Consider the following 22,740-nt stretch of genomic DNA (forward strand, 5'->3'; position numbering starts at 1 on the left):
CTATCTGTTCCGGAGCGTTTAGAGCTCGTTTCGTTGCCCTTGCTCGGGTGCTCGCAGTGAGCTTTCGAGCGCCTCTAGAGTCTCGCGCTCGACACGTCCAACTGATAAGTCCTCCAGTGCTCAATGATGCGATTGATGGTCGCCTGGTATCTGCCTAAGCGCTTTCTCAATTCTCGGCTAGCGCCGTCCGGATCAAGTGTCCTGCCAGCCCAGGATTCAGAATCCTCGAATAGCTTGTTTTGGTCGGCTGTATGCCGAACATTCTCGAAGCTGAGAGGGACTCTGTCGGCATGCTTAGTGTGATGGTGTGTTCAGTGCCACAGCGCTTGTCTGCAATCTCCGAGAGCTCCAAAGTTTGTTGATAGGAGATAGGCTGTCGCGTTGCCAGCGATGCGCCAATCTCAGCGGCATTAGGAGCTGGGGAAAATCCGCCCTGATTTTGAGGGCGAGTGCGCCGAAAGAGCTTTTCGGGTTTTATCCGCTCTGAATGCGAAGCAAGTTTTGGCTTCGAGTCGGCAGGTTGTCTCAAGGCAGGCGCTTGTAGAACCTGCCCAAGTGAGGGAGTTAGGGCTTCACGTCCTTCGGGACGCAGCGGCGAGTTTGGTAGATGTCGCTTCTCGGATCTTTCCAAGGTTGTGCCATAAATGGCATCTGTCCCTGCCATGTGCACAGTTTGAATCCGATACGTCGCAGGGGGAAGTGAGGAGGGGGATCAAATCGCAGGCATAAAAAAAACCCTGAATCTTGCGATTCAGGGTTTTCGGTATTTGGTGCCCAGAGACGGAATCGAACCGCCGACACGGGGATTTTCAATCCCCTGCTCTACCGACTGAGCTATCTGGGCAACGGGGCGCATTAAAAGGGTTTTTCGGATTTACGTCAACGACTTTTTGAAAATTTCTTAAATTAATTCCGTCGCTTACGAAATCTGCGGGTTATTCGGCTGGCGGCACGTAGCCTTCGGCCTTGGCGTATTCCTCGCCGGAGAAGTACTTGTCCATTTCGCCCTGCAGGTATTTGCGATCTTCTGCGTTCATCATGTTCAGGCGCTTTTCGTTGATCAGCAGGGTCTGGTGTTTCTGCCAGTCGGCCCAGGCCTTGGCCGAGACGTGGTCGAAAATGTCCTGGCCCTTGGCACCCGGGAATGGGGCGCGTTCCAGCGCGGGCAGTTCTTCTTTGTACTTGCGGCACATTACGGTGCGGGTCATGGCGATTCTCCTGCATTCAAGACGGCGGCCGCGCGCTCAAGCAAGGTCTTGACCGGGGCAGCAAGGCCCAGGCGCGGCGGGGTGGCGAGGTTATACCAGAGCCAGTCGGCCTCGGCCACGTGATGGCTGGCTTCCTGCACCTGAACCAGCCACGGTTCGATGGACAGCTGGAAATGGCTGAAGGTGTGCACCAGGCTCGGCAGCGCCTGCTGCTGGCCCATGGTCAGCGAGTGCTGATCGGCCAGATGCTGCAGATCTTCCAGATCATCCAGTTCCGGCAGGCTCCACAAACCGCCCCACAGTCCCGTCGAAGGGCGGCGATAAAGCAGAATCGCACCTTCGCCGTTGGCCAGCATTGGCATCAGCGTGCGTTTCTGCGGGATGGCCTTGCGCGGCTTGGGAATCGGATAACGGGTTTCCAGGCCAAGCATGTGCGCTTCACAGCCACGCTTGAGCGGGCACAGCAGGCAGCTCGGCTTGCTGCGCGTGCAGAGTGTGGCGCCAAGATCCATCATCGCCTGGGTGTAGGCGTTGACCCGATCGTGCGGGGTGAAGCGCTCGGCGTTGGCCCAGAGTTGTTTGGCCACCTTCGGTTCGCCGGGGTAGCCCTCTTGCGCGGTGAAGCGCGCCAGCACGCGTTTGACGTTGCCATCGAGGATCGGCGCGCGCAGGCCCATGCTGATGCTGGCGATCGCCCCGGCGGTGGACAGGCCGATGCCCGGCAGCTCGGTGAGTTTTTCCACGTCGCGCGGGAATTCGCCAGCGTACTGGCTGACGACGATCTTCGCGGTCTTCTGCAGGTTGCGTGCGCGAGTGTAGTAACCCAGCCCGGTCCACAGGTGCAGCACCTCGTCTTCCGGCGCTGCGGCCAGCGCTTCGACTGTTGGCAGCGCCGCCATGAAACGCTCGAAATAGTTGAGCACGGTGCTGACCTGAGTCTGCTGCAACATGATCTCGGACACCCAGACCCGATATGGATTGATGTCCTGCTGCCACGGCAAATCGTGGCGGCCATGGCGGTCGAACCACTCCAGCACCGCCGTGGAAAATTGCTCTGCTGTCATCGCTTGAACAGCCCCTTCAACGCGTCTTTCAATTCCGGGCTGACTTTATCGCCCAGTTTTTCGTCGATTTTCTCGCTGAGCTTGTTGCCAGCCATCTTGCTGGCGACCTGACCGAGACGGTCATTGTCGACACGGCAGGCCTTGGCGCCCAGTTCCAGCGGGCCACGGCAGCGCAGTGGCCACTCGATGCCGACGAACTTCTCGCCGACCTGACAGGCCGGGTCGGGCATGGCGCTGGTGTCGCCCTCGACGATGATGCCGACGCGGTAATCCATGCCGAGCACGCGCAGGTCGATGTCGCCGTCACCGTTGACCGTCATGCCGGGGATGCGCACTTTCAGGTCGGGGTTGCTGGCGACGCCGTTGCGCACGGTCAGGTTGCCCTTGAGCTCTTCGAACGGCGTGTCCTTGCCCCGTGGCTCGCCGCTGAGGGATTTGCGATTGAGGGTGGCGATGCCTTTGCACAATTGCTGTTCAAGGTTGGCGTTGAGCAGCACGCCGTTGTTGATGACGAAACTGGCGTTGCCGTTCAGCGTATCGATCAACGCCTGTTGGCTGTTGCCGCTGCCGGTGAGGCTGCTGGTCAGCGTTACCAGACCTTTGACCGGCGGATTCTTGCCTTGGCTTTCGATAATTTTTTCCGCCGGGACGCGATTGAGCCGGGTCAGCAGGTTCAGTACCGGCGCGCTTGGGCGCACGTCGAGTGTGCCGTTGGCGACGAAGCCGCCGTTGTACAGATCACCGCTCAGGTTAGTCAGCGTCAGCAGGCCGCCCTGGCCGGTGGCTTTGAGCGCGGCGTTCTGGATCGGCAGTTTGTCGAGGGTCAGTTGGCCGAAAGTCAGGTCGGCATCGACGTCGAGTTTGGCCAGGCGTTCGACCGGCAGCAGACGCTCGGTGCTCCAGGCGGTTTTGCTCGGTTTGTCCGGCAGCGGCGTGGTGCCTGCGACGGCGCCGGCCTCGGTGCTGGCGACTTCGGCCTGACGCGTCTGCGTCGCGCTATTGGCCTGAGCCGATTTCGGTGGCAGGTAGCGGTCGACGTTGAACGTGTCGGCCTTGAGAATCGCGCGCAGCGACTGTTTGGCGAAGTCCTCGATGGCGATGCGGCCGCTGAAGCTGCTGTCATCGAGTTTCAGGTTGATGTTGTCGAACGACAGGCTGGTCGGAGTGGCAGCAACGCGGCTGACCAGTTCGACCTTGCTCAGGCTGCCTTCGCCCATCGCCGGCAGTGTCTGGCCGATGCTGTCGACGAATTTCGCCAGATCGAACTGGGCAATGGAAATGCCGCCGCTGATCTGTGGCGTCTTGTCGAGGTCGTTGGCTTTCAGCTCGCCCAATGCGCGCAACTGGTTGGCGGAAATCTTGATGCCGGTCCATTCGGCGACGTTCGCTGCCTTGTCCAGCAATAACTGGCCCTGAGCAGAGAAGGTCATGGTTTTGCCTTGCAGCGGATCGCCAGCGAGCTCGCCGGTCAGCTTCAGGTCTTCGAACTTGTAACGCTGCAAGGCGCGCTCGAAGCGCAGCTCGCCGTTGAGCTCGGTGCGCACGCGCAGTACCGGTTGGTTGGTGCCAAGGAACGCGGTGGCTTTCACCGGGATATTGGTCGAATCGTGTACCGGGCCGGTGCTCAACTGAATGCTTTCGGCACTGAACTGCTTGCCGGTCAGCTCATCGGTGTATTCAACGCGGGCGTTGTTGACGGTCAGGCTGTCGATGTCGAGGCGGATCGGTTGCGCCGGTTTTTCCACGGCGAGGGTCGGCTCGCTGGCGGTCGCGCCCGCTGTGGCCGGTGGAGTCGCCCCCGGCGCCACAGGCACCTTGCCGATGTCTTCCCAGTTGCCGTGGCCGTTCTTGTCACGGTTCAGGCGCAGGTTGAGGCCTTCGACGCGCACGTCACTCATCTGCACTTCGCGGCGCAACAGCGGCAGCACGCGCACGGACAGGCCGAGCATCTGCAAGTCGGCAAACGGTTCGGCAGGTTTGGCCAGGGTGGCGACGCTGGCTTCGTGCAATTCCAGGCCGAGCCACGGGAACAGGCTCCAGCCGATATCGCCATTGAGCGTCAGCTCGATGTGGGCCTTGTCGCGGGCAATCTGGCGGATCTCGTCTTTATAGTCGTTGGGATCGAAGAGGTGGGTCAGGGCAAAGCCTGCCGCCACAATGATCAGCAACAGCCCGAGAAGTACCAGACCCAGGATTTTGCCGAACGCTTTCATGGGCGAGTCCTTGTAGTTAGTCGAATTGGTCATATGGCCGGGGAGTATAGCGCTGCCGGCACCCGGTTCGGTGTGGCGTCATCTGCCGAGGGTCGGCGGCGGCACCTGCAACTTCGCCACAGGGCCTGCGCTTGAGGATGCCCGGCGGGCGCCAGAGGGTGCAATCCGGCCCACGCTTGCGACGCCATTTTTTGCGCTTGGTTCACCAGTCGTTCAGTCACGCCCAGGCGACGGGTAACTTTTCGCACGCATAAATGGGACAAGTAGCAAACGGCGTGGTGCCTTTGCAGACGCGGGGTTGGCGGCTTCCCGAGTCGTACGAGAACAGATGACTTGAAAAAAGGTGATATCAGTTTGGTTTTTCTGTCACCTGAGAATGGTAACCTTCGCCAGTTCGTCCGCCCGTCTGCGACTTAACGTCGCGCCTTCAAGGAGCTTCACCTAAAAAAACGGTCATGCCTGCGTGCATAAGGCCGAGGGTGAGCAGTGGCTGGCGAACCATACTAACAATTGGGGGATACACAATGAGCACGAGCATCACGGCGGACGGCCTCAGAGCCGACCAGCCTGCGTTCCTGTCCAAGGAACGCATCATCGCCAAGCCCGGTTTCAACCGCTGGCTGGTTCCACCGGCCGCTTTGGCCATTCACCTGTGCATCGGCATGGCCTACGGCTTCTCGGTGTTCTGGTTGCCGCTGTCCAAGGCACTCGGCGTTACCGCGCCGGTGGCTTGCGCGCCGGACATGAGCTTCATCGCACAGGTATTTTCGTCGAACTGCGACTGGCCGATCTCCATGCTCGGCTGGATCTACACGCTGTTCTTCATCTTCCTCGGCTGCTCGGCAGCGATCTGGGGTGGCTGGCTGGAACACGCCGGGCCTCGTAAAGCGGGCGTGGTCTCGGCCTTGTGCTGGTGCGGCGGTCTGCTGATTTCCGCGCTGGGTATCTATACCCACCAGATCTGGCTGATGTGGATCGGCTCCGGCGTGATCGGCGGTATCGGTCTGGGCCTGGGCTATATCTCGCCGGTGTCGACCCTGATCAAGTGGTTCCCGGACAAGCGCGGCATGGCGACCGGCATGGCGATCATGGGCTTCGGTGGCGGCGCGATGGTCGGTGCACCACTGGCGACTGCACTGATGAGCCACTTCGCATCGCCAGAAGGCGTGGGCGTATGGCAGAGCTTCGTGGCCATGGCGGCCATTTACTTCGTGTTCATGATCGGTGGCGCACTGTCCTACCGCGTGCCGCCAACCGGCTGGAAACCTGAAGGCTGGACCGCTCCGGCGAAGAAAGCGTCCAACGCCATGATCACCAACCGTCACGTTCACGTGAATGTAGCGTGGAAAACTCCGCAATTCCGTCTGGTCTGGCTGGTGCTGTGCCTGAACGTGTCGGCGGGTATCGGTATCCTCGGCATGGCTTCGCCACTGTTGCAGGAAGTGTTCGGCGGCAAACTGCTGGGCGTCGATGTTCCGTTTGGTCAGCTCGACGCTGGCCAACTGGCCTCGATCGCGGCGATCGCAGCGGGCTTCACTGGTCTGCTGAGCCTGTTCAACATCGGTGGCCGCTTCTTCTGGGCCTCGTTCTCCGACTACCTGGGCCGCAAGAACACTTACTTCGTGTTCTTCGCGCTGGGTTTTGCCCTGTACGCGCTGATTCCGAACATGGGCCATCTGGGCAACGTTGCGCTGTTCGTGGCGGCGTTCTGCATCATCCTGTCGATGTACGGCGGTGGTTTTGCCACCGTTCCGGCGTATCTGGCCGACCTGTTCGGTACACAGATGGTCGGTGCGATCCACGGTCGTCTGCTGACTGCCTGGGCTGCTGCCGGCGTGCTCGGTCCGGTGCTGGTCAACTACCTGCGTGAATATCAGTTGAGCATCGGCGTGGAACGCGCTGCCGCTTACGACATCACCCTGTACATCCTCGCCGGCCTGCTGGTGCTGGGCTTCCTGTGCAACCTGATGGTGCGCCCGGTGGCCGACAAGTACTTCATGACCGACGCCGAACTGGCCGCCGAACAGGCGCTGGGCCACGACAAGGGTGCCGATGCCAGCACCGTTCTGGAGTGGAAAGCGGCGCCGGGCACCAAGCCTCTGGCGATCGCGGCGTGGCTGGTGGTGGGTATTCCGTTGGCGTGGGGTGTGTGGGTGACCCTGCAGAAGACGGCGGTACTGTTTCACTAAGGTGTTAGCTGAATAAACACCGAACCTGTGGGAGCGAGCCTGCTCGCGAAGACGGAGCACCAGTCAACATCAATGTTGGCTGGGGTGCCGCATTCGCGAGCAGGCTCGCTCCCACATTTGTTTATGGCATGCCTGTACTGGCTTGTATGGACATGTCTACCCGCGACAGCCGGGCGTTCTATCCGTCAGGCATCTCACCTCTCGTGTTTCTGTTTGCCTCCTGCGTGCCTATAATGGCTGCCTTTTTCGCCCAATGATTTTGCGGAGCTGGTGATGGCCGAACGTAAGGCGTCTGTCGAGCGCGACACTCTGGAAACCCAGATCAAAGCCTCGATCAACCTTGATGGCACCGGAAAGGCCCGATTCGATATCGGTGTACCTTTTCTTGAGCACATGCTGGATCAGATCGCCCGTCACGGGTTGATCGACCTGGATATCGAATGCAAGGGCGATCTGCATATCGACGACCACCATACGGTGGAAGACGTCGGTATCACCCTCGGCCAGGCGTTTGCCAAAGCCATCGGCGACAAAAAAGGCATCCGTCGCTACGGCCATGCCTACGTGCCGCTCGATGAAGCGCTGTCGCGCGTGGTGATCGATTTCTCCGGTCGCCCGGGCCTGCAGATGCACGTGCCGTACACCCGCGCTACCGTCGGCGGTTTCGACGTTGACCTGTTCCAGGAGTTTTTCCAGGGCTTCGTCAACCACGCGCTGGTCAGCGTGCACATTGACAACCTGCGCGGCACCAACACCCACCACCAGATCGAAACCGTGTTCAAGGCTTTCGGCCGTGCGCTGCGCATGGCCGTCGAGCTGGACGAGCGCATGGCCGGGCAGATGCCGTCGACCAAAGGCGTTCTGTAATGCAGACGGTTGCAGTTATCGACTACGGCATGGGCAATCTGCACTCGGTGGCCAAGGCTCTTGAGCACGTCGGCGCCGGCAAGGTGCTGATCACCAGCGATGCGAACGTGATTCGCGAAGCCGACCGCGTGGTATTCCCGGGCGTTGGCGCGATTCGCGATTGCATGGCGGAGATCCGTCGCCTCGGCTTCGATTCGCTGGTCCGTGAGGTCAGCCAGGATCGGCCGTTCCTCGGAATCTGTGTCGGCATGCAAGCCCTGCTCGATACCAGCGAAGAGAACGCCGGCGTCGACTGCATCGGCCTGTTTCCGGGCGCGGTGAAATTCTTCGGCAAGGATCTGCACGAAGACGGCGAGCACCTGAAGGTCCCGCACATGGGCTGGAACGAGGTGAAGCAGAACATCAGTCACCCGTTGTGGCATGACATCCCGGATCTGGCGCGTTTCTACTTCGTGCACAGCTACTACATCGCCGCCGCCAATGCGCGGCAGGTGGTAGGCAGCGGTCATTACGGTGTCGATTTCGCCGCAGCGCTGGCCGACGGTTCGCGTTTCGCCGTGCAGTTCCACCCGGAGAAAAGCCATACCCACGGCCTGCAACTGTTGCAGAACTTCGCTGCGTGGGACGGTCGCTGGTAAATGGCTGTCAAGAAATCCAAACCGCCGATTCTGACCCTCACTCCCGAGCAGGAGAGCGAGGCCAGTCGCAAGATTCAGCGGTTCATGGAAGACCGTTTCGAACTGGATCTGGGTTCGTTCGAGGCGGCGGAAATTCTTGAGCTGTTTACCCGCGAGATTGCTCCGCACTATTACAACAGGGCGATTTTCGATGTGCAGACCCACCTCAAGGAGCGGTTTGAAAGCATCGAAAGCGACCTGTGGGCGCTCGAAAAAAATTAAGAGCAGCGGCAAGCGTCAAGCTGCAAGCTGCAAGAGATAGACGCGCGTGCGCGCTTGCAGCTTATGGCTTGCAGCTTGCCGCTCTTTTGACGAAGGAAAAAGCATGCTGATTATTCCCGCTATCGATCTCAAAGACGGTGCCTGCGTACGTCTGCGCCAGGGCCGCATGGAAGATTCCACGGTGTTCTCCGATGACCCGGTGAGCATGGCTGCCAAGTGGGTGGAGGGCGGTTGCCGTCGTCTGCATCTGGTCGACCTCAACGGCGCGTTCGAAGGCCAGCCGGTCAACGGCGAAGTTGCCACCGCGATCGCCAAGCGCTATCCGACCCTGCCGATCCAGATCGGTGGCGGCATCCGTTCGCTGGAAACCATCGAGCATTACGTCAAGGCGGGCGTGAGCTACGTGATCATCGGCACCAAAGCCGTGAAAGATCCGGCGTTCGTTGCTGAAGCCTGCCGCGCCTTCCCGGGCAAGATCATCGTGGGTCTGGACGCCAAGGACGGCTTCGTCGCCACCGACGGCTGGGCTGAGATCAGCACCGTGCAGGTCATTGACCTGGCCAAGCAGTTCGAAGCCGACGGCGTGTCCTCGATCGTTTATACCGACATCGCCAAAGACGGCATGATGCAGGGCTGCAACGTACCGTTCACCGCTGCGCTGGCCGCTGCCACCAGGATTCCGGTGATCGCTTCCGGCGGCATCCATAACCTGGGTGACATCAAGTCGCTGCTCGACGCCAAGGCACCGGGCATCATCGGCGCGATTACCGGCCGGGCGATCTACGAAGGCACTCTCGACGTCGCCGAAGCGCAAGCTTTCTGCGATTCGTACCAAGGCTGAGGACTGACCATGGCGCTGGCCAAACGCATCATCCCTTGCCTGGACGTGGACAACGGCCGGGTCGTCAAAGGTGTGAAGTTCGAGAACATCCGCGACGCCGGTGACCCGGTGGAAATCGCCCGTCGCTACGACGAGCAGGGCGCCGACGAGATTACCTTTCTCGACATCACCGCCAGCGTCGATGGTCGTGACACTACGCTGCATACCGTCGAGCGCATGGCCAGCCAGGTGTTCATTCCGCTGACCGTCGGCGGTGGCGTGCGTACCGTGCAGGACATCCGCAACCTGCTCAATGCAGGCGCGGACAAGGTGTCGATCAACACCGCCGCCGTGTTCAATCCGGAGTTCGTTGGCGAAGCCGCGCAGCATTTCGGCTCGCAGTGCATCGTCGTCGCCATCGACGCCAAGAAAGTCTCCGGCCCCGGCGAAACCCCGCGCTGGGAAATCTTCACCCACGGCGGGCGCAAGCCGACCGGCCTCGACGCGGTCGAGTGGGCGAAGAAAATGGAAGGCCTCGGTGCTGGCGAAATCCTCCTGACCAGCATGGATCAGGACGGCATGAAAAACGGCTTCGACCTCGGCGTGACCCGCGCCATCAGCGACGCGCTGGGCATTCCGGTGATCGCTTCCGGTGGCGTCGGCAATTTGCAGCATCTGGCCGACGGCATTCTCGAAGGCCATGCCAGTGCGGTGCTGGCGGCAAGTATTTTCCACTTCGGCGAATACACCGTGCAGGAAGCCAAAGCCTACATGTCGCATCGCGGCATCGTCATGCGCTAAAGCGTACAGGCCAGTGGACAGCATGGCGCGCCCAAGGCACTCTTGGGCACGCCATGGATTCCGGTAGCCCGACATGATCAAACGCCTGCTTGTTGTTCTCGCCAGCGCCTCGTTGTTGTTCATCAGCAATGCCCGGGCCGAAACCAGTCCCGACACCGATCTGGTGCTGCTCACCGAAAATTTCCCGCCGTACAACATGGCGAAGAATGGCAAGAATTTCGCCCAGGGCGACAACATCAACGGCATTGCCACGGACATCGTTCGCGAGATGTTCCAGCGCGCCGGCCTCACTTACAGCCTGACCCTGCGTTTCCCCTGGGAACGTGTCTACAAGCTCGCCCTGGAAAATCCCGGTTACGGGGCCTTCGTCATGGCGCGCCTGCCCGATCGCGAAAGACTGTTCAAATGGGTCGGCCCGATCGGCCCGGATGACTGGATTCTGCTGGCCAAGGCTGACAGCAAGATCACCCTCGACACCCTCAACGACGCGCGCAAATACAAGATCGGCGCCTACAAGGGTGATGCGATTGCCGAGACACTCACCAAGCAAGGCCTCAAACCGGTGGTGGTGCTGCGCGATCAGGACAACGCTAGAAAGCTGCTCAATGGCCAGATCGATCTGTGGGCCACGGGTGATCCTGCCGGCCGTTATCTGGCACGGCAGGATGGCGTGACCGGCCTGAAGACCGTGCTGCGCTTCAACAGCGCCGAGTTGTACCTGGCGCTGAACAAGGATGTTTCCGATGAGGTGGTCAACAAGCTTCAGACCGCGCTGGATCAACTGCGCAAAGAAGGCGTGGTCGATGAAATCATGGCGCGCTATCTGTGACCACATCCAGATCAGGCGATGGCAGCGCTTCTACGCTGGTGCTGTCGATGCCTGTCTCAGCGGGGATATCCGACGTCAGCGATGGGCACGAACTGACTGACTCGATGGATTGCGGCGGGTATTGCGTCAGCAGAACGCTGGAGTCGTCGGTATAGCCGAAATCGACCGCCACTTGAGTACCGTCTTCCCTCACCAGTTCGTAATGGCTTTGCATCTGATAGACCGCTACGGCTGATTGTTTTGGCACCATGGCAATCACGATCTGCGGTCGCAGCTCGTGCCAGCCGTTGGAAGACGCTTCAGTGTGGGTCAGGGCCTTCGGCAGGCAAGCCGAGAATCTGGTCATGCGGATGTCGCTCAGAGGCGCGGATGGCCAGGCTTTTACAATTTCCATCGCGGTGAAGCTATGGAACATCCGCATCGTCACGGCGCTCTGCGCGCGCGGCGCAGTCCATTTTCTCGCGCGGTATGTGTCTGCCTCATTGCGCTCATAACCGATGAGCACGTATTGGTCGGTCCTCTTGAGTGCGTAGTAAGGTGAGTTGCGAAACTGCTCACCGGGATGCGCATGGTCTCGCACCGCGAACCAAGGCAGGCGGGCAACATGTGTGACTGCGGCGGGTTCGCTTTCGGCTGGCTTGGCATAGCCACCGAGAACCGGAACCTGCGGTGGTTCGCTCAGTTGCACAGGGATCTGCATGCGCAACGCGTACGCCGATGAAGGTGCCGCAGGCTTGCTGTAGCCCTGAGTGCCGGCGAATGTGCCCGCTGCAAACAGGATTTCGCCTGCTGCCGCAGTCGGCGGTTCGATGGCGTAGGCACTGAAACTCATTTTGGCGCCGCTACCTTTGTCATTCCAGATCAACTCGCCGAGGTTCGCCGCGACGACGAGGTCGACCCTGACGCAACGCACTGAGTTGAGCGAAGGTTTGCAATGATCGGTGGTGCAGACTTGCCCCAAGGCGACGTAACCGACAGGTGCCAAAGGGCGCCAGATCGACAGGCGCGCAACATTGGGCGCCCCGGTTTCTTTCCAGACCAGTTCAAAATCGACCGGACGCGCCAGTGCCTTGCCTCTGGCGTTTTCGACTCCTTTCAAATCCCTCTCGCAGACCACGGCCGCGACTACTTCGCCGTTGATATTGGCATCGCCGGGGATCAGCATATCGCCCAGCGGGAAATAGCCCGGCAGTGCATCCGGAGCGGGGGCAGGGCGCCAGAAGGTGGCGGGTTTCGCTTTCGAGCCGTTGCTGCTCCAGACCCGATTGAATTCCGTGGTGAAGTTGATCAGCAGGTTGTCCTGGATGATCGGTTCCATTTGCCGTGGCAGCGCTGCGATATTGTCTTCGATAGTCATGATGATTCCTGATAGTTGAAAGCGACGCGAGGGCGTCGCGACCTGTTGCAGGTCGCACTATCGGAAACGGGGACGGTTATCGGGTGGTAACTATGTATGTGCCAGCGTCACAGGGTTTTACCTATAAACGCCGTCCTTGCCATGCCCGGCCATGGCCCGGTTGCTGCGCACGCTGATCATCTGCCGGATATCGATCCAGTCGATGCCTTGCGCTTTGAGCTTGGGTAATTCGCGCTCCAGCACCGCCAGGGTCTGCGGATACGGATGGCCGATCATCACCGCTGAACCCTGTTTGTGCGCCAGGGCGATCGCTGTCTGCAACTGAGTGGCAATGGCCGCTTCGGTGCGCTCATCATCGAGAAACACGTCTCTGGAAACGCTGGCCAGATCGATTTTCTGCGCCTGCTGCGCAGCGACCGTTTGAGCGCTGGTGCGGCTGTCGACGAAGAACTTGTGCCGACGCTGCAATTCGCCCATCAACCACGCCATCGCCGCAGGCTGCGCGGTCATGCGGCTGCCCATGTGATTGTTGATGCCGGCGGTGAACGGGACTTTTTCAAACGCGGCATTCAGGCGTTTCTGCAGCTCTTCGATGGGCAGTTCGGGGTGCCAGGCGTACGGCCCGGTGGCCGGGTCCATGGGCATGTGCAGGATGACGATCTTGCCGGCGCGATGGGCTTCGCGGGCAAATTCGGTGGCGTGGGGGGTGTCGGGCATGATCGCCGCCGTGACCGGGCCGGGCAGGGCGAGCACGCGACGATCCCGGGGCAGGTTCTGCCCCAGGTCATCGATGATCAATGTCAGGTAGGCTTTGTGCGGCGAGGAGCTGGCGGGCTCTGCTTGGGCAAAACCCGCCAGACAGCACAACAGGACGCAGAGTGCGCGGAGCAACATCCTCAGCGGCCGGAGGTGATGCTCAGGCCTTTGAGCAGGCTCAGGGCCTGGGCCAGCTGGTAATCGTCATCCTGCGGCATCGCTTTGGCCTTGCCGCCGGAACCGCTCGGTTTGTCGGCGCCGCCGTTGCCGTTGCCCAAATGACCTTGCAGATCGGCTTCCTTGAAGTATTCGCTGTCGGCTTCGTTGGTGATCTTCGCGCGGCGCACTTCGATGTCCGGCACGATGCCCTGAGCCTGGATCGAGCGGCCGTTCGGCGTGAAGTACAGCGCGGTGGTGATCTTCAGCGCGCGGTCGTTGTTCAGCGGCAGCACGGTCTGCACCGAGCCCTTGCCGAAACTGGTGGTGCCCATGACCACGGCACGTTTCTGGTCCTGCAGGGCGCCGGCGACGATTTCCGAAGCCGAGGCACTGCCGCCGTTGATCAGCACGACCATCGGCACCGCTTCGCTTTCGTCCTTGCCGGTGGCGGAGAAGCGCAATTCGGAGTTGGCGATGCGGCCCTTGGTGTAGACGATCAGGCCTTTGGTGATGAAGTGGTCGACCACTTCCACTGCCGATTGCAGTACGCCGCCCGGGTTGTTGCGCAGGTCGAGAATGATGCCGTTGAGCTTCTTGCCGTTGTCCTTGCGCAGTTTGGCCAGAGCCTTGGAGACTTCTTCGCCGGTCTTGACCTGGAACTGGGTGATGCGGATGTAGCCGTAGCCCGATTCCAGCAGTTGCGCCTTGACGCTTTTCACCTGAATCACTGCACGGGCCAGGGTCACGTCGAAGGGCGTGCCGCCATCGCGAACCAGGGTCAGGGTGATTTTCTGGCCGATCTTGCCGCGCATCTTGTCGACGGCTTCGGTCATGGTCTGGCCGCGGGTTGGCTGGCCGTTGATCTTGACGATGAAGTCGCCAGCCTGAATGCCGGCCTTCGACGCCGGGGTGTCGTCGATCGGCGAGACAACCTTGATGAAGCCGTCCTCGGCGCCGACTTCGATGCCCAGGCCGCCGAATTCACCGCTGGTGCTTTCCTGCAGCTCGGTGAAATCTTCCGGGCCAAGGTAGGCCGAATGCGGATCGAGGTTGCTGAGCATGCCCTTGATCGCGTTTTCCAGCAGAGTCTTGTCGTCCACAGGCTCGACGTACGCGGCTTTGATCCGGTCCATGACCTCGGCGAAGGTGCGCAGCTCTTCCAGCGGCAACGGCGCCTTGGCGGTCGCGGCAGTGCCTGCCGGAGCGACGGTCGGGGCCGGTTGCGCGGCGAACGCCAGAGGCGCGCCGATCACCAGGGCGATCGTCAGGGCCAGCGAGGTAAGGCGGGACAAATGCAGCATGTCGAACGAACTCCTGAATTAGATGGTGCGCTTATCCTTGCGCACGACACCATTGAGCCGGATCACTCGGGTGACCCTGCTGACGAATTGCGAAATACAGCGCTGGCGTGTCCTGACCGCCACTGTTACCGACAGTGGAAATCGACTCGCCAGCCTTGACCACATCACCCGCCGACTTGAGCAGCGTCTGGTTGTGGCCGTAAAGACTCAGAAAACCGTTGCCGTGATCGAGAATCACCAGCAAACCGGCACCGCGCAGCCAATCGGCGAACACCACGCGCCCACCGTGTACGGCGTGCACCTGGCTGCCGGCGGAAGCGCTGATCATCACGCCATCCCACTTGGTGCGGGCGTCGTCGCCACGGCTTTCACCGAAGCGCGCGAGTAATCGACCATCAACCGGCCACGGAAGTTTTCCCCGGGTTGCAGCAAAAGGCCCGCCAAAGGTTTCGCCGCTGCTCGATACCAGCGCGCCGGGGCTTGATCTGGCGGGTTTTCGTGGGGCGTCGCTGTTATCAGCCTGCGCCTCACGCAAACGCTTTTTTTCCGCTTCCTGCTGGGCGATCAGCGCTTTCTGCCGCGCTTCTTCTGCCTCACGAGCCTGGCGGGCCAGGGTTTCTTCAATGGTTTTAAGGACTTTAGACAGGTCTGCCTGATCCTGCTCGCGGGCGGCGAGTTTCTGGTCGCGGGCCTTGACGTCGTCATTGAGTCTGGCAAGAACCTGCTGGCGTTCCTTGCGGACTTTCTCGAGTGCTTCGCGCTGCGTGTCGAGGTCGCTTTTCTGCACCAGCAACTGCGCTTGCTGCAGGCCGATGTCTTTTTCGACATTGGCCAGCTGGCGCAGGGTTTCGTTGAAGTTCTTCAACTGCTCCAGGCGTGCCTGGCTCAGGTAGTCGTAATAGGTGAGGGTGCGGGCGAACTTCTCGGGGTTCTGCTGATTGAGCAGCAGCTTGAGGTATTCCTGGCGGCCGTTCTGGTACGCCGCTCGGGCCTGGATGGCGATCAGTCGCTGCTGTTCAGTGCGCGCGCTCTGGAGTTTTTTTTTCTCTGCATCGAGCCGCTGTAGCTCGGATTCGCTTTTCTGCAGTTCTTTCTGCAGCGCGTCGACCTGCTTCTGCAGCTTGCCCATCTCGGTTTCAGTGCCCTTGAGCTCTTTCTGCACGCCGGACTTTTCTTCCTGCAGCTTGCCCAAGAGTTTTTTCAGCTCGGCGATATCCTGACGCGTGGCCTCCAACTGCTGTTGGGTTTGCGCGCGCTCGTCGGCGAAGGCCGGCTGGAGCAGACAGGTCAGAGCAAGGGCGATCAGGACGCGAAGCATAGGGGCGGGCGGCACCAGGGTAAGGGACGGCCTAGTATGCCCGCCCGAGGCTGCAAAAAAAACGCCCAATTGGGGCTGTGTGATAACTGGACAGAAAAACATTCCACACCAATGCAGGAGTGACCTGTGGCGAGGGGATTTATCCCCGTTCGGCTGCGCAGCAGTCGTAAAACCAGCACATGCGGTGTACCAGAGATACCGCGGTGTTCGATTTCAGCGCGGCTGCGTCACCCGGCGGGGCGGTGCGACGGTTCGCTAAATCCCGTCGCCACAAAGACATTTGCAACAGGTTTCGCCGTTTTCTGGATTCGCGTTACACCAGGATCGAAGTCCCGGTCATCTCCGCCGGTTTTTCCAGACCCAGCAGCATCAGCATGGTCGGCGCTACGTCCGCCAGCACGCCGCCTTCGCGCACTTTCAGGTCGCGTTTGCCGACGTAGATGAACGGCACCGGCTCGGTAGTGTGCGCGGTATGCGCCTGACCGGTGGATTCGTCGGCCATCTGCTCGACGTTGCCGTGGTCAGCGGTGATCAGTGCTTCGCCGCCGACCTTTTCCAGCGCTTCAACGATGCGACCGACGCAGGTGTCGAGGCACTCGACCGCTTTCACCGCCGCGTCGAACACGCCGCTGTGGCCGACCATGTCGCCGTTGGCGTAGTTGACCACGATCACGTCGTAGCGCTGGTTTTCGATGGCGTCGACGATACGGTCAGTGACTTCCGGGGCGCTCATTTCCGGCTGCAAGTCATAAGTCGCGACTTTTGGCGACGGGATCAGGATGCGCTCTTCGCCCGGGAACGGTTCTTCACGACCGCCGGAGAAGAAGAAGGTCACGTGGGCGTATTTTTCGGTTTCAGCGATGCGCAGCTGGGTCTTGCCGTTTTTTGCCAGGTAATCACCAAGAACGTTTTCCAGGCTGCCGGCGGCGAAGGCCGACGGTGCCGGAATGCTTGCGGCGTACTGGGTCAGCATGACGAAACCGGCCAGTTTTGGCTGGCGGGCGCGCGCGAATTCGTTGAAATCGTCTTCGACAAACACGCGGGTCAGCTCGCGGGCGCGGTCGGCACGGAAGTTCATGAACACCACGGCGTCGCCGTCTTCAACTTTTACCGGCTCGCCGATGGAAGTGGCCTTGACGAATTCGTCGCTTTCGCCACGGGCGTAGGCAGCTTCAAGACCTTCCTGAGCGGTGGCGGCGTTGAATTCGCCGTTGCCGTCGACGATCAGGTTGTAGGCCTGGGCGACTCGATCCCAACGGTTGTCACGGTCCATGGCGAAATAGCGGCCGATGATGCTGGCGATCCGGCCTTTGCCCAAGGCCTGGAAAGTCGCGTCGAGCAGTTCGATCGACGAAGCGGCGCTTTTCGGCGGCGTGTCGCGGCCATCGAGGAAGGCGTGCAGGTAGATTTTTTCGGCGCCGCGCTTGAAGGCCAGTTCGGCCATGGCGATCAGGTGATCCTGGTGGCTGTGCACGCCGCCATCGGACAGCAGGCCCATGAAGTGCACGGCTTTGCCGGCGGCCACGGCTTTATCGACAGCGGCGCAGATGGTCGGGTTTTCGAAGAATTCGCCGTCGCGGATCGCTTTGGTCACGCGGGTGAAGTCCTGATACACCACGCGCCCGGCGCCGAGGTTCATGTGGCCGACTTCGGAGTTGCCCATCTGGCCGTCCGGCAGGCCGACGTCCATGCCGCTGCCCGAAATCAAGCCGTTCGGCACCGTGGCCCACAGACGATCCAGCACAGGTTTCTTCGCCGCGAACACGGCATTGGATTCGGGGCTGTCGCTGTGACCGAAGCCGTCGAGAATCATCAGGACCAAAGGTTTGGGCGTAGTCGTCATGGAATCCACTCGTGGCTGATAAAGAAGAGGGCGATGGAAAACGGAGTTGGAGTTTAAAGCGAAGTTCCGACCGCGTCACCGCCGGACGGGGTTTGGCCGACCATAGTGGCTGTGTATACTGGCCGACATTTTAACGCCCTGGAACCTCCTTCGATGGTTGCTCACCTGATTGAATTTGCCACTAACCACTACATTCTTGTCGGTATCTTCGTCGTACTTCTGGCTCTGTTGCTGGCGCACACGATGCAGGGCGGCGGCAAGAGCCTGAGCACCGGCGAGCTGACCGCACTGGTCAATAAAGACGCAGGCGTGGTGGTGGACATCCGTCCGGCCAAGGATTATGCCGCTGGCCACATCGTCGGCGCGGTGAACATCCCGCAAGACAAACTGGCTGCCCGCGTCGGCGAGCTGGAAAAGCACAAGGCCAAGACCATCATTCTGGTCGATGCCCTCGGTCAGACCGCCGGCACCCACGCCCGCGAGCTGATGAAGTCCGGCTTCACCGCCGCCAAGCTGTCCGGCGGGATTTCCAGCTGGAAAGGCGACAACCTGCCGCTGGTGAAATGACATGAGCGAAGTCATCGTCTACTCCAGCGATTACTGCCCTTACTGCTCGCGCGCCAAGCATCTGCTCGCCAGCAAAGGCGTGGCCTTCGAAGAGATCAAGGTCGATGGCAAGCCGCAGCTGCGTGCCGAAATGACCAAAAAGGCCGGGCGCACGTCCGTGCCGCAGATCTGGATCGGCGCAAAGCACATCGGCGGTTGCGATGATTTATACGCCCTGGAACGCGCCGGCAAACTCGACGCGCTGCTCAAGGGCTGAACGGCTGCACCCACGTACAGCACTCCCTAAAAGACCCAAGATCGATAAGGATCTGAGATGACTGACCAACAGAACACTGCAGCCAGCGAAGAAGAAACCGCACCGCAATTTTCCTTGCAGCGCATCTACGTACGCGACCTGTCCTTCGAAGCCCCGAAAAGCCCGGCGATCTTCCGCCAGCAGTGGGATCCGGCGGTCGGTCTGGATCTGAACACTCGCCAGAAAGCGCTGGAAGGCGATTTCTACGAAGTGGTGCTGACCCTGTCCGTTACCGTGAAAAACGGTGAAGAAGTGGCCTTCATCGCTGAAGTGCAACAGGCCGGTATCTTCCTGATCAAGAATCTGGACGCGGCTTCGATGAGCCACACCTTGGGTGCGTTCTGCCCGAACATCCTGTTCCCGTACGCTCGCGAAACCCTGGACAGCCTGGTTACCCGTGGCTCGTTCCCGGCGCTGATGCTGGCCCCGGTGAACTTCGATGCCCTGTACGCGCAAGAGCTGCAGCGCATGCAGGAAAGCGGCGAGACCCCGACCGTTCAATAACGGCGCGGATACGCATCGCGGGCAAGCCCGCTCCCACAGGTTGTGCTCATTCCTGTGGGAGCGGGCTTGCCCGCGATTGTTTTGGTCAGGCGAAAACTATTTGAAGTCGTTCTGCCGCCACGCTTCGTACACGGCGACCGCCACGGTGTTGGACAGATTCAGGCTGCGGCAGCCTTCGCGCATCGGCAGGCGCAGGCGCTGTTCGGCGGGCAGGGCGTCGAGCACGTCCGCTGGCAGGCCACGGCTTTCCGGGCCGAACAGAAACGCGTCGCCGGGCACGAACGCGGCATCATGGAACGGCCGCGAACCCTTGGTGGTGAAGGCGAACACGCGCGGGTTGCCCAGACTTTCCAGACAACTGGCCAGATCAGCGTGACGCTGCAACGTGGCATATTCGTGGTAGTCGAGACCGGCACGGCGCAGGCGCTTGTCGTCCATCTCGAAACCCAGTGGTTCGATCAAATGCAGGTGGCAGCCGCTGTTGGCGCACAGCCTGATAACGTTGCCGGTGTTCGGCGGAATTTCTGGTTGAAAAAGGATGACGTGAAACATGCACGGCTCCGAAGGTAAAGATGAGCGGCATTCTACGCCGCCTGTGGACAACCGTTCGAAACTATTCCCGCGCGTCATCGGCTCGCTGGCGATTGTCGGCTTGATGATCGGCTTGATGATCGGCCGGCTGACTACGCCGGATCCGAGCGTGCTGGAGCAGGTCGAGGTTACCGATGGCGGCCTGGTGGTGTGGTTCAACAATGAGCCGAAGCTGCACGGCGAGATCATCGACGGCACCGTCGCGCTGCTGTTTCAGGCCGAAGGTCGACCGCAGAAAGGCCAGCTCAGGCTCAACGGCAAGGACGTCAACTGGCGCACGCGCAAGAGTGATGGCGGATTGTTGCTGACGGTGCTGGCAGCGCGTCCGTTGCGGGGCGACTGGGTCGGCAGCGAGGTCGATGATCGCTGGCGACTGGAGATCCGTTTGAGCGAGCCCTAGCGGCACTTCTTCATCATTGGGGCGCGCTCCCACACTTTTTGAGGTCGTTTCCCACTGCGACCGTCTTCCTTTCCCATCTCCAGCACGTGCTCATGCACGTTATCGTTCGCCCCTTCAAACGGCAGGATGCCGAAACCCGTCGTCCCCTTGCAGGAATGCAGGGGGCGTCTTTTTCAAGGATGAAAATATGCCAGTCAAACCCCCTCGCGGTGGCGGTACCCACGTGGACGCCTCGGGCAGCCCGCATCGGGCTGCGGACGTGGACACTTCGCTTCCCGGCCACTTGGGTCGCACAGGCGTCGATGTGGATATTGCTCAGCACCATTTGCTGCCGCGCGCCGGATCATCCACCGACGCCACCCTGGATGCCGTGCCCCCCGCCGCGGCCGTTGTAGTTCGCGCAATCGCGGAGGGTATTGGCCCGACCGCCACCCAGCCTTCGCTGGACAATTACGTCACCAACGCCCGAGCGATACTTCCACAGGTCAACAGCGAAGGTTTGCGGGTGATCAGTCGGCGAACCTACGCAGACCTGGCCAACGGTGACCTGGTGCCTGTCGCCGTGGATCCTGCGACGGGTTTGTACCGAGCCCGGCGGCCAAGCGAGTTGCTCCCTTCCGGCCCGGTGATGCTGCGCGATGTGGGCAGCGGACTCTGGTATGCGCGTGAAGTCGCGGAGCCAACTACCCGGGAACAGATCCGCACCTACCTTCCCGACGCGACCGACGAGGACGCGGATGCCTTCATCGCCCGGTTTGATGACAAGGACGTGGCAGAGCTTGAGCTCAAGCATATCCAGCTTGGACTTGCGCTATTGGACTCGACGCGTTTTGACCTGCCGATCAGTCGAGGTTCCATTTCATCGGACAACGAGTTTCATGAGGCGCGAAATATGTGGGCGACGTTTCGCCAGTTGTACCGATGGCAGGGCCAGCCCGAGCAGCGCGTCTACCGTGATGGGCGGCTCGTGGGCTTCAAGCTGGAAATCGATCTGACGATTTGGCCAGTTGCAAAGCCGCTTTCCTTGAAGTTCGGCTCAGTGGTTTCTCTGACTTTAAGAGGCCGTGGCCGGCTGGATCCGGACGTGTTTTGCGCACAATTTCCCAACCTTGAAAGTCTGACGATTACCAGTCAGGAAATCGCAGTGCAAGGCCGGTTTCAAGGATGGGACGTGATTAATTGGGTGCATTCAAAATTCAGTCTGGATTCGCGCTTTGCCGAGCAATTGAAAAGATTCCCGCGTCTGCAAAGGCTGCACTTGCAGGACTGTGAATTGACGTCTGACTTTTCCGTACGAGGCCTTGCCAGGCTACATGAGCTATGGCTTTGCAATACATTCGAGGCCCCGGTGAATAGCCTCGACATGCAAATGCGGCATCAGGAGCAAGTCACCTTTTTGCAAGTGGCAGCTGACCTCAGAGGGATGACTGAACTGCGAGTGCTGGATCTGAGCCGCACCGGAATACACCTGCTGCCTTCCGGTCTTGAGGCCATCGACGTGGCGTCGAAGCTTGAAGTGTTGAGACTGGGGGGCAATCCGCTTGCGGACAGCCTTTCACTCGACAACATGACCGCACTGCAGGAGCTGGATCTTTCCAATACACGATTGCAAAGATTTCCCGAGGGCATTACCGACAGGATTCCCGCAAGAGAACTGAATCTTGCGGACAATCACATCAGGTCGATTCCCGAATCCGTGGAGCTCAGAGCGGGCTTCAATCTCATCGGCAATCCGATCACGGACCCGGCCTCGCTACGGCGGTTGATACGAGCACGTGCCGAGACAGGCACCGATATCTGGCTTGGGCAGGAAAGCAGCGATGGGTCTGCCGATCTCTGGCTACGCAACGTGCCACAGGACCAGATAGCGGAAAAACAAGCGCTGTGGGACAGGCATAACGCCGCAATGCCACTGGCAGTGACCGGCATTCTTCGTCGGCTGAGTCGAACGCCCGAGTTTCACGTCGAACGCCCGCTGCTGCAGCGGCGTGTGTGGTGGTTTCTGGAAATGTATGACAGGGCCGACGTCACCGAGCGGGCCAGGCTCGACGCCATTCTTCATACGGAAACGAGTCCCGGGAGGATGCTGGACCGGCTGGAGAATGAAATCCGCAGCTATGACGCAGGGCGACAGAATCAACCGGTGCACCCTCTGCCCAAGCGTCCCAAGTTCGAATAGGCGCAGAACGCATTGCGGTGTAAAAGCGGGAATCCCTGACCTGCCTGTATCAGGGTTCCCAAAAGCATGGGCGTCGCGTTCAGCGTCGGCCCGGTGTAAAGAGGGAACCCCCGGCCTGCCTGTACCAAGGATCCCAAAAGGGTGGACTCATCCGTTGCGGTCTGAGCCCGATGTAAAGAGGGGAATCCCCGGCCTGCCTGTACCAAGGTCCCCGAAACGGGTGGTGAAACGAATCACCTGAGATAGGTATTGCAGGGTGCGTGCCAGGTTTAAATTTGCTGAAACAAAAAACGCTTTGCGAACGCGAAAGCCCCGGGACTCGGGGCTTTCGCGTTTTTGAATAAAGGGTTTTTCAGTTTTTTCAGGAGTGATTGTGGCGATACGGCTGTGCGCGATCGCGGGTCATTGTGCATTGATGCGGTGCACGGTGGCCCTCACCCTGACCCTCTCCCAGAGGGAGAGGGGACTGACCGAGGTGCCCGGTCAAGTTACGCCGACCTGAGATACCGAGCCGAACTCAGGCCTCGAAACCACCCGAGATTGCTCCCTTCCCCCTCTCCCCCTTGGGGGAGAGGGCTGG

21 protein-coding genes, 1 tRNA gene and 1 pseudogene are annotated in these 22,740 nt (G+C 60.5%); 12 read left to right on the forward strand and 11 right to left on the reverse strand.

Going from position 1 to position 22,740, the window contains the following annotated elements:
- Positions 1-768: 768 nt before the first annotated feature.
- From D8U71_RS09000 to D8U71_RS09020, 5 genes and pseudogenes are all read right to left on the reverse strand, one after another.
- Positions 769-844 (reverse strand) — tRNA-Phe (locus D8U71_RS09000).
- A 91-nt stretch (positions 845-935) separates the two neighbouring features.
- On the reverse strand, positions 936-1,208 hold the full coding sequence (locus tag D8U71_RS09005; RefSeq protein ID WP_016772129.1) for an oxidative damage protection protein: 273 nt from the start codon (positions 1,206-1,208) through the stop codon (positions 936-938).
- Positions 1,205-2,272, reverse strand: coding sequence for an A/G-specific adenine glycosylase (gene mutY / locus D8U71_RS09010; protein ID WP_039756580.1), 1,068 nt, complete (start codon positions 2,270-2,272; stop codon positions 1,205-1,207). The genes D8U71_RS09005 and mutY overlap by 4 nt, the downstream gene beginning before the upstream one ends.
- Positions 2,269-4,485, reverse strand: coding sequence for an AsmA family protein (locus D8U71_RS09015; RefSeq protein WP_130887628.1), 2,217 nt, complete (start codon positions 4,483-4,485; stop codon positions 2,269-2,271). The genes mutY and D8U71_RS09015 overlap by 4 nt, the downstream gene beginning before the upstream one ends.
- 78 nt (positions 4,486-4,563) lie before the next feature.
- Positions 4,564-4,778: pseudogene (locus D8U71_RS09020) on the reverse strand (acetyl-CoA sensor PanZ family protein); the annotation flags it as partial.
- Between the two features lie 231 nt (positions 4,779-5,009).
- Here D8U71_RS09020 and D8U71_RS09025 point away from each other — a divergent pair.
- From D8U71_RS09025 to D8U71_RS09060, 7 genes are all read left to right on the forward strand, one after another.
- Positions 5,010-6,674, forward strand: a complete 1,665-nt coding sequence (locus D8U71_RS09025; RefSeq protein WP_024011221.1) for an OFA family MFS transporter — start codon at positions 5,010-5,012, stop codon at positions 6,672-6,674.
- A gap of 273 nt (positions 6,675-6,947) precedes the next feature.
- Positions 6,948-7,541, forward strand: coding sequence for an imidazoleglycerol-phosphate dehydratase HisB (gene hisB / locus D8U71_RS09035; protein ID WP_016772125.1), 594 nt, complete (start codon positions 6,948-6,950; stop codon positions 7,539-7,541).
- Entirely contained in the window at positions 7,541-8,179 is a 639-nt protein-coding gene (gene hisH / locus D8U71_RS09040; RefSeq protein WP_016772124.1) for an imidazole glycerol phosphate synthase subunit HisH, read from the forward strand. Before hisB ends, hisH begins: the two co-directional genes overlap by 1 nt.
- The gene (locus tag D8U71_RS09045) at positions 8,180-8,440 is read left to right on the forward strand and encodes a DUF2164 domain-containing protein (RefSeq protein WP_016772123.1); all 261 of its coding nucleotides are present in this window, start codon (positions 8,180-8,182) and stop codon (positions 8,438-8,440) included.
- A 103-nt stretch (positions 8,441-8,543) separates the two neighbouring features.
- On the forward strand, positions 8,544-9,281 hold the full coding sequence (gene hisA / locus D8U71_RS09050) for a 1-(5-phosphoribosyl)-5-[(5-phosphoribosylamino)methylideneamino]imidazole-4-carboxamide isomerase (protein WP_130887629.1): 738 nt from the start codon (positions 8,544-8,546) through the stop codon (positions 9,279-9,281).
- A gap of 9 nt (positions 9,282-9,290) precedes the next feature.
- Entirely contained in the window at positions 9,291-10,061 is a 771-nt protein-coding gene (gene hisF / locus D8U71_RS09055) for an imidazole glycerol phosphate synthase subunit HisF (protein ID WP_016772122.1), read from the forward strand.
- Positions 10,062-10,134: 73 nt separating this feature from the next.
- Complete coding sequence (locus D8U71_RS09060; protein WP_125925791.1) at positions 10,135-10,890, forward strand: ABC transporter substrate-binding protein; 756 nt, start codon at positions 10,135-10,137, stop codon at positions 10,888-10,890.
- Here D8U71_RS09060 and D8U71_RS09065 read toward each other — a convergent pair.
- The 5 genes from D8U71_RS09065 to gpmI form a co-directional block, all read right to left on the reverse strand.
- On the reverse strand, positions 10,871-12,247 hold the full coding sequence (locus D8U71_RS09065) for a Vps62-related protein (RefSeq protein ID WP_130887630.1): 1,377 nt from the start codon (positions 12,245-12,247) through the stop codon (positions 10,871-10,873). The genes D8U71_RS09060 and D8U71_RS09065 overlap by 20 nt on opposite strands.
- 117 nt (positions 12,248-12,364) lie before the next feature.
- Positions 12,365-13,141 carry a divergent polysaccharide deacetylase family protein gene (locus D8U71_RS09070; protein ID WP_122601405.1) on the reverse strand — a complete coding sequence of 259 codons (777 nt, stop codon included), beginning with the start codon at positions 13,139-13,141 and terminating at the stop codon, positions 12,365-12,367.
- 2 nt (positions 13,142-13,143) lie between these two features.
- On the reverse strand, positions 13,144-14,463 hold the full coding sequence (locus D8U71_RS09075; RefSeq protein ID WP_039756590.1) for a S41 family peptidase: 1,320 nt from the start codon (positions 14,461-14,463) through the stop codon (positions 13,144-13,146).
- Positions 14,464-14,494: 31 nt separating this feature from the next.
- Positions 14,495-15,781: a murein hydrolase activator EnvC gene (locus D8U71_RS09080; RefSeq protein ID WP_122508467.1), complete on the reverse strand. Its 1,287-nt coding sequence runs from the start codon at positions 15,779-15,781 to the stop codon at positions 14,495-14,497.
- A gap of 313 nt (positions 15,782-16,094) precedes the next feature.
- Positions 16,095-17,624 carry a 2,3-bisphosphoglycerate-independent phosphoglycerate mutase gene (gpmI, locus tag D8U71_RS09085; RefSeq protein ID WP_130887631.1) on the reverse strand — a complete coding sequence of 510 codons (1,530 nt, stop codon included), beginning with the start codon at positions 17,622-17,624 and terminating at the stop codon, positions 16,095-16,097.
- Positions 17,625-17,777: 153 nt separating this feature from the next.
- Between gpmI and D8U71_RS09090 the strand changes: the two genes are divergently transcribed.
- From D8U71_RS09090 to secB, 3 genes are read left to right on the forward strand one after another with little or no spacing between them, the layout of a single operon-like run.
- On the forward strand, positions 17,778-18,191 hold the full coding sequence (locus tag D8U71_RS09090) for a rhodanese-like domain-containing protein (RefSeq protein ID WP_016772116.1): 414 nt from the start codon (positions 17,778-17,780) through the stop codon (positions 18,189-18,191).
- A 1-nt stretch (position 18,192) separates the two neighbouring features.
- Positions 18,193-18,447 carry a glutaredoxin 3 gene (gene grxC, locus D8U71_RS09095; RefSeq protein ID WP_016772115.1) on the forward strand — a complete coding sequence of 85 codons (255 nt, stop codon included), beginning with the start codon at positions 18,193-18,195 and terminating at the stop codon, positions 18,445-18,447.
- A 57-nt stretch (positions 18,448-18,504) separates the two neighbouring features.
- Positions 18,505-18,990 carry a protein-export chaperone SecB gene (gene secB, locus D8U71_RS09100; protein WP_016772114.1) on the forward strand — a complete coding sequence of 162 codons (486 nt, stop codon included), beginning with the start codon at positions 18,505-18,507 and terminating at the stop codon, positions 18,988-18,990.
- Between the two features lie 96 nt (positions 18,991-19,086).
- Here secB and D8U71_RS09105 read toward each other — a convergent pair whose 3' ends face one another.
- Positions 19,087-19,542, reverse strand: a complete 456-nt coding sequence (locus tag D8U71_RS09105; RefSeq protein WP_016772113.1) for a tRNA (cytidine(34)-2'-O)-methyltransferase — start codon at positions 19,540-19,542, stop codon at positions 19,087-19,089.
- Between D8U71_RS09105 and D8U71_RS09110 the strand changes: the two genes are divergently transcribed.
- Positions 19,541-19,981, forward strand: a complete 441-nt coding sequence (locus D8U71_RS09110; protein WP_024011226.1) for a hypothetical protein — start codon at positions 19,541-19,543, stop codon at positions 19,979-19,981. The two genes, D8U71_RS09105 and D8U71_RS09110, sit on opposite strands and share 2 nt — an antisense overlap.
- Positions 19,982-20,168: 187 nt before the next feature.
- On the forward strand, positions 20,169-22,160 hold the full coding sequence (locus tag D8U71_RS09115; RefSeq protein ID WP_241664217.1) for a leucine-rich repeat domain-containing protein: 1,992 nt from the start codon (positions 20,169-20,171) through the stop codon (positions 22,158-22,160).
- Positions 22,161-22,740: the final 580 nt, after the last annotated feature.

This window comes from Pseudomonas sp. Sample_21 (genome assembly GCF_004307525.1).
Taxonomy (GTDB): Bacteria; Pseudomonadota; Gammaproteobacteria; order Pseudomonadales; family Pseudomonadaceae; genus Aquipseudomonas; species Aquipseudomonas atacamensis.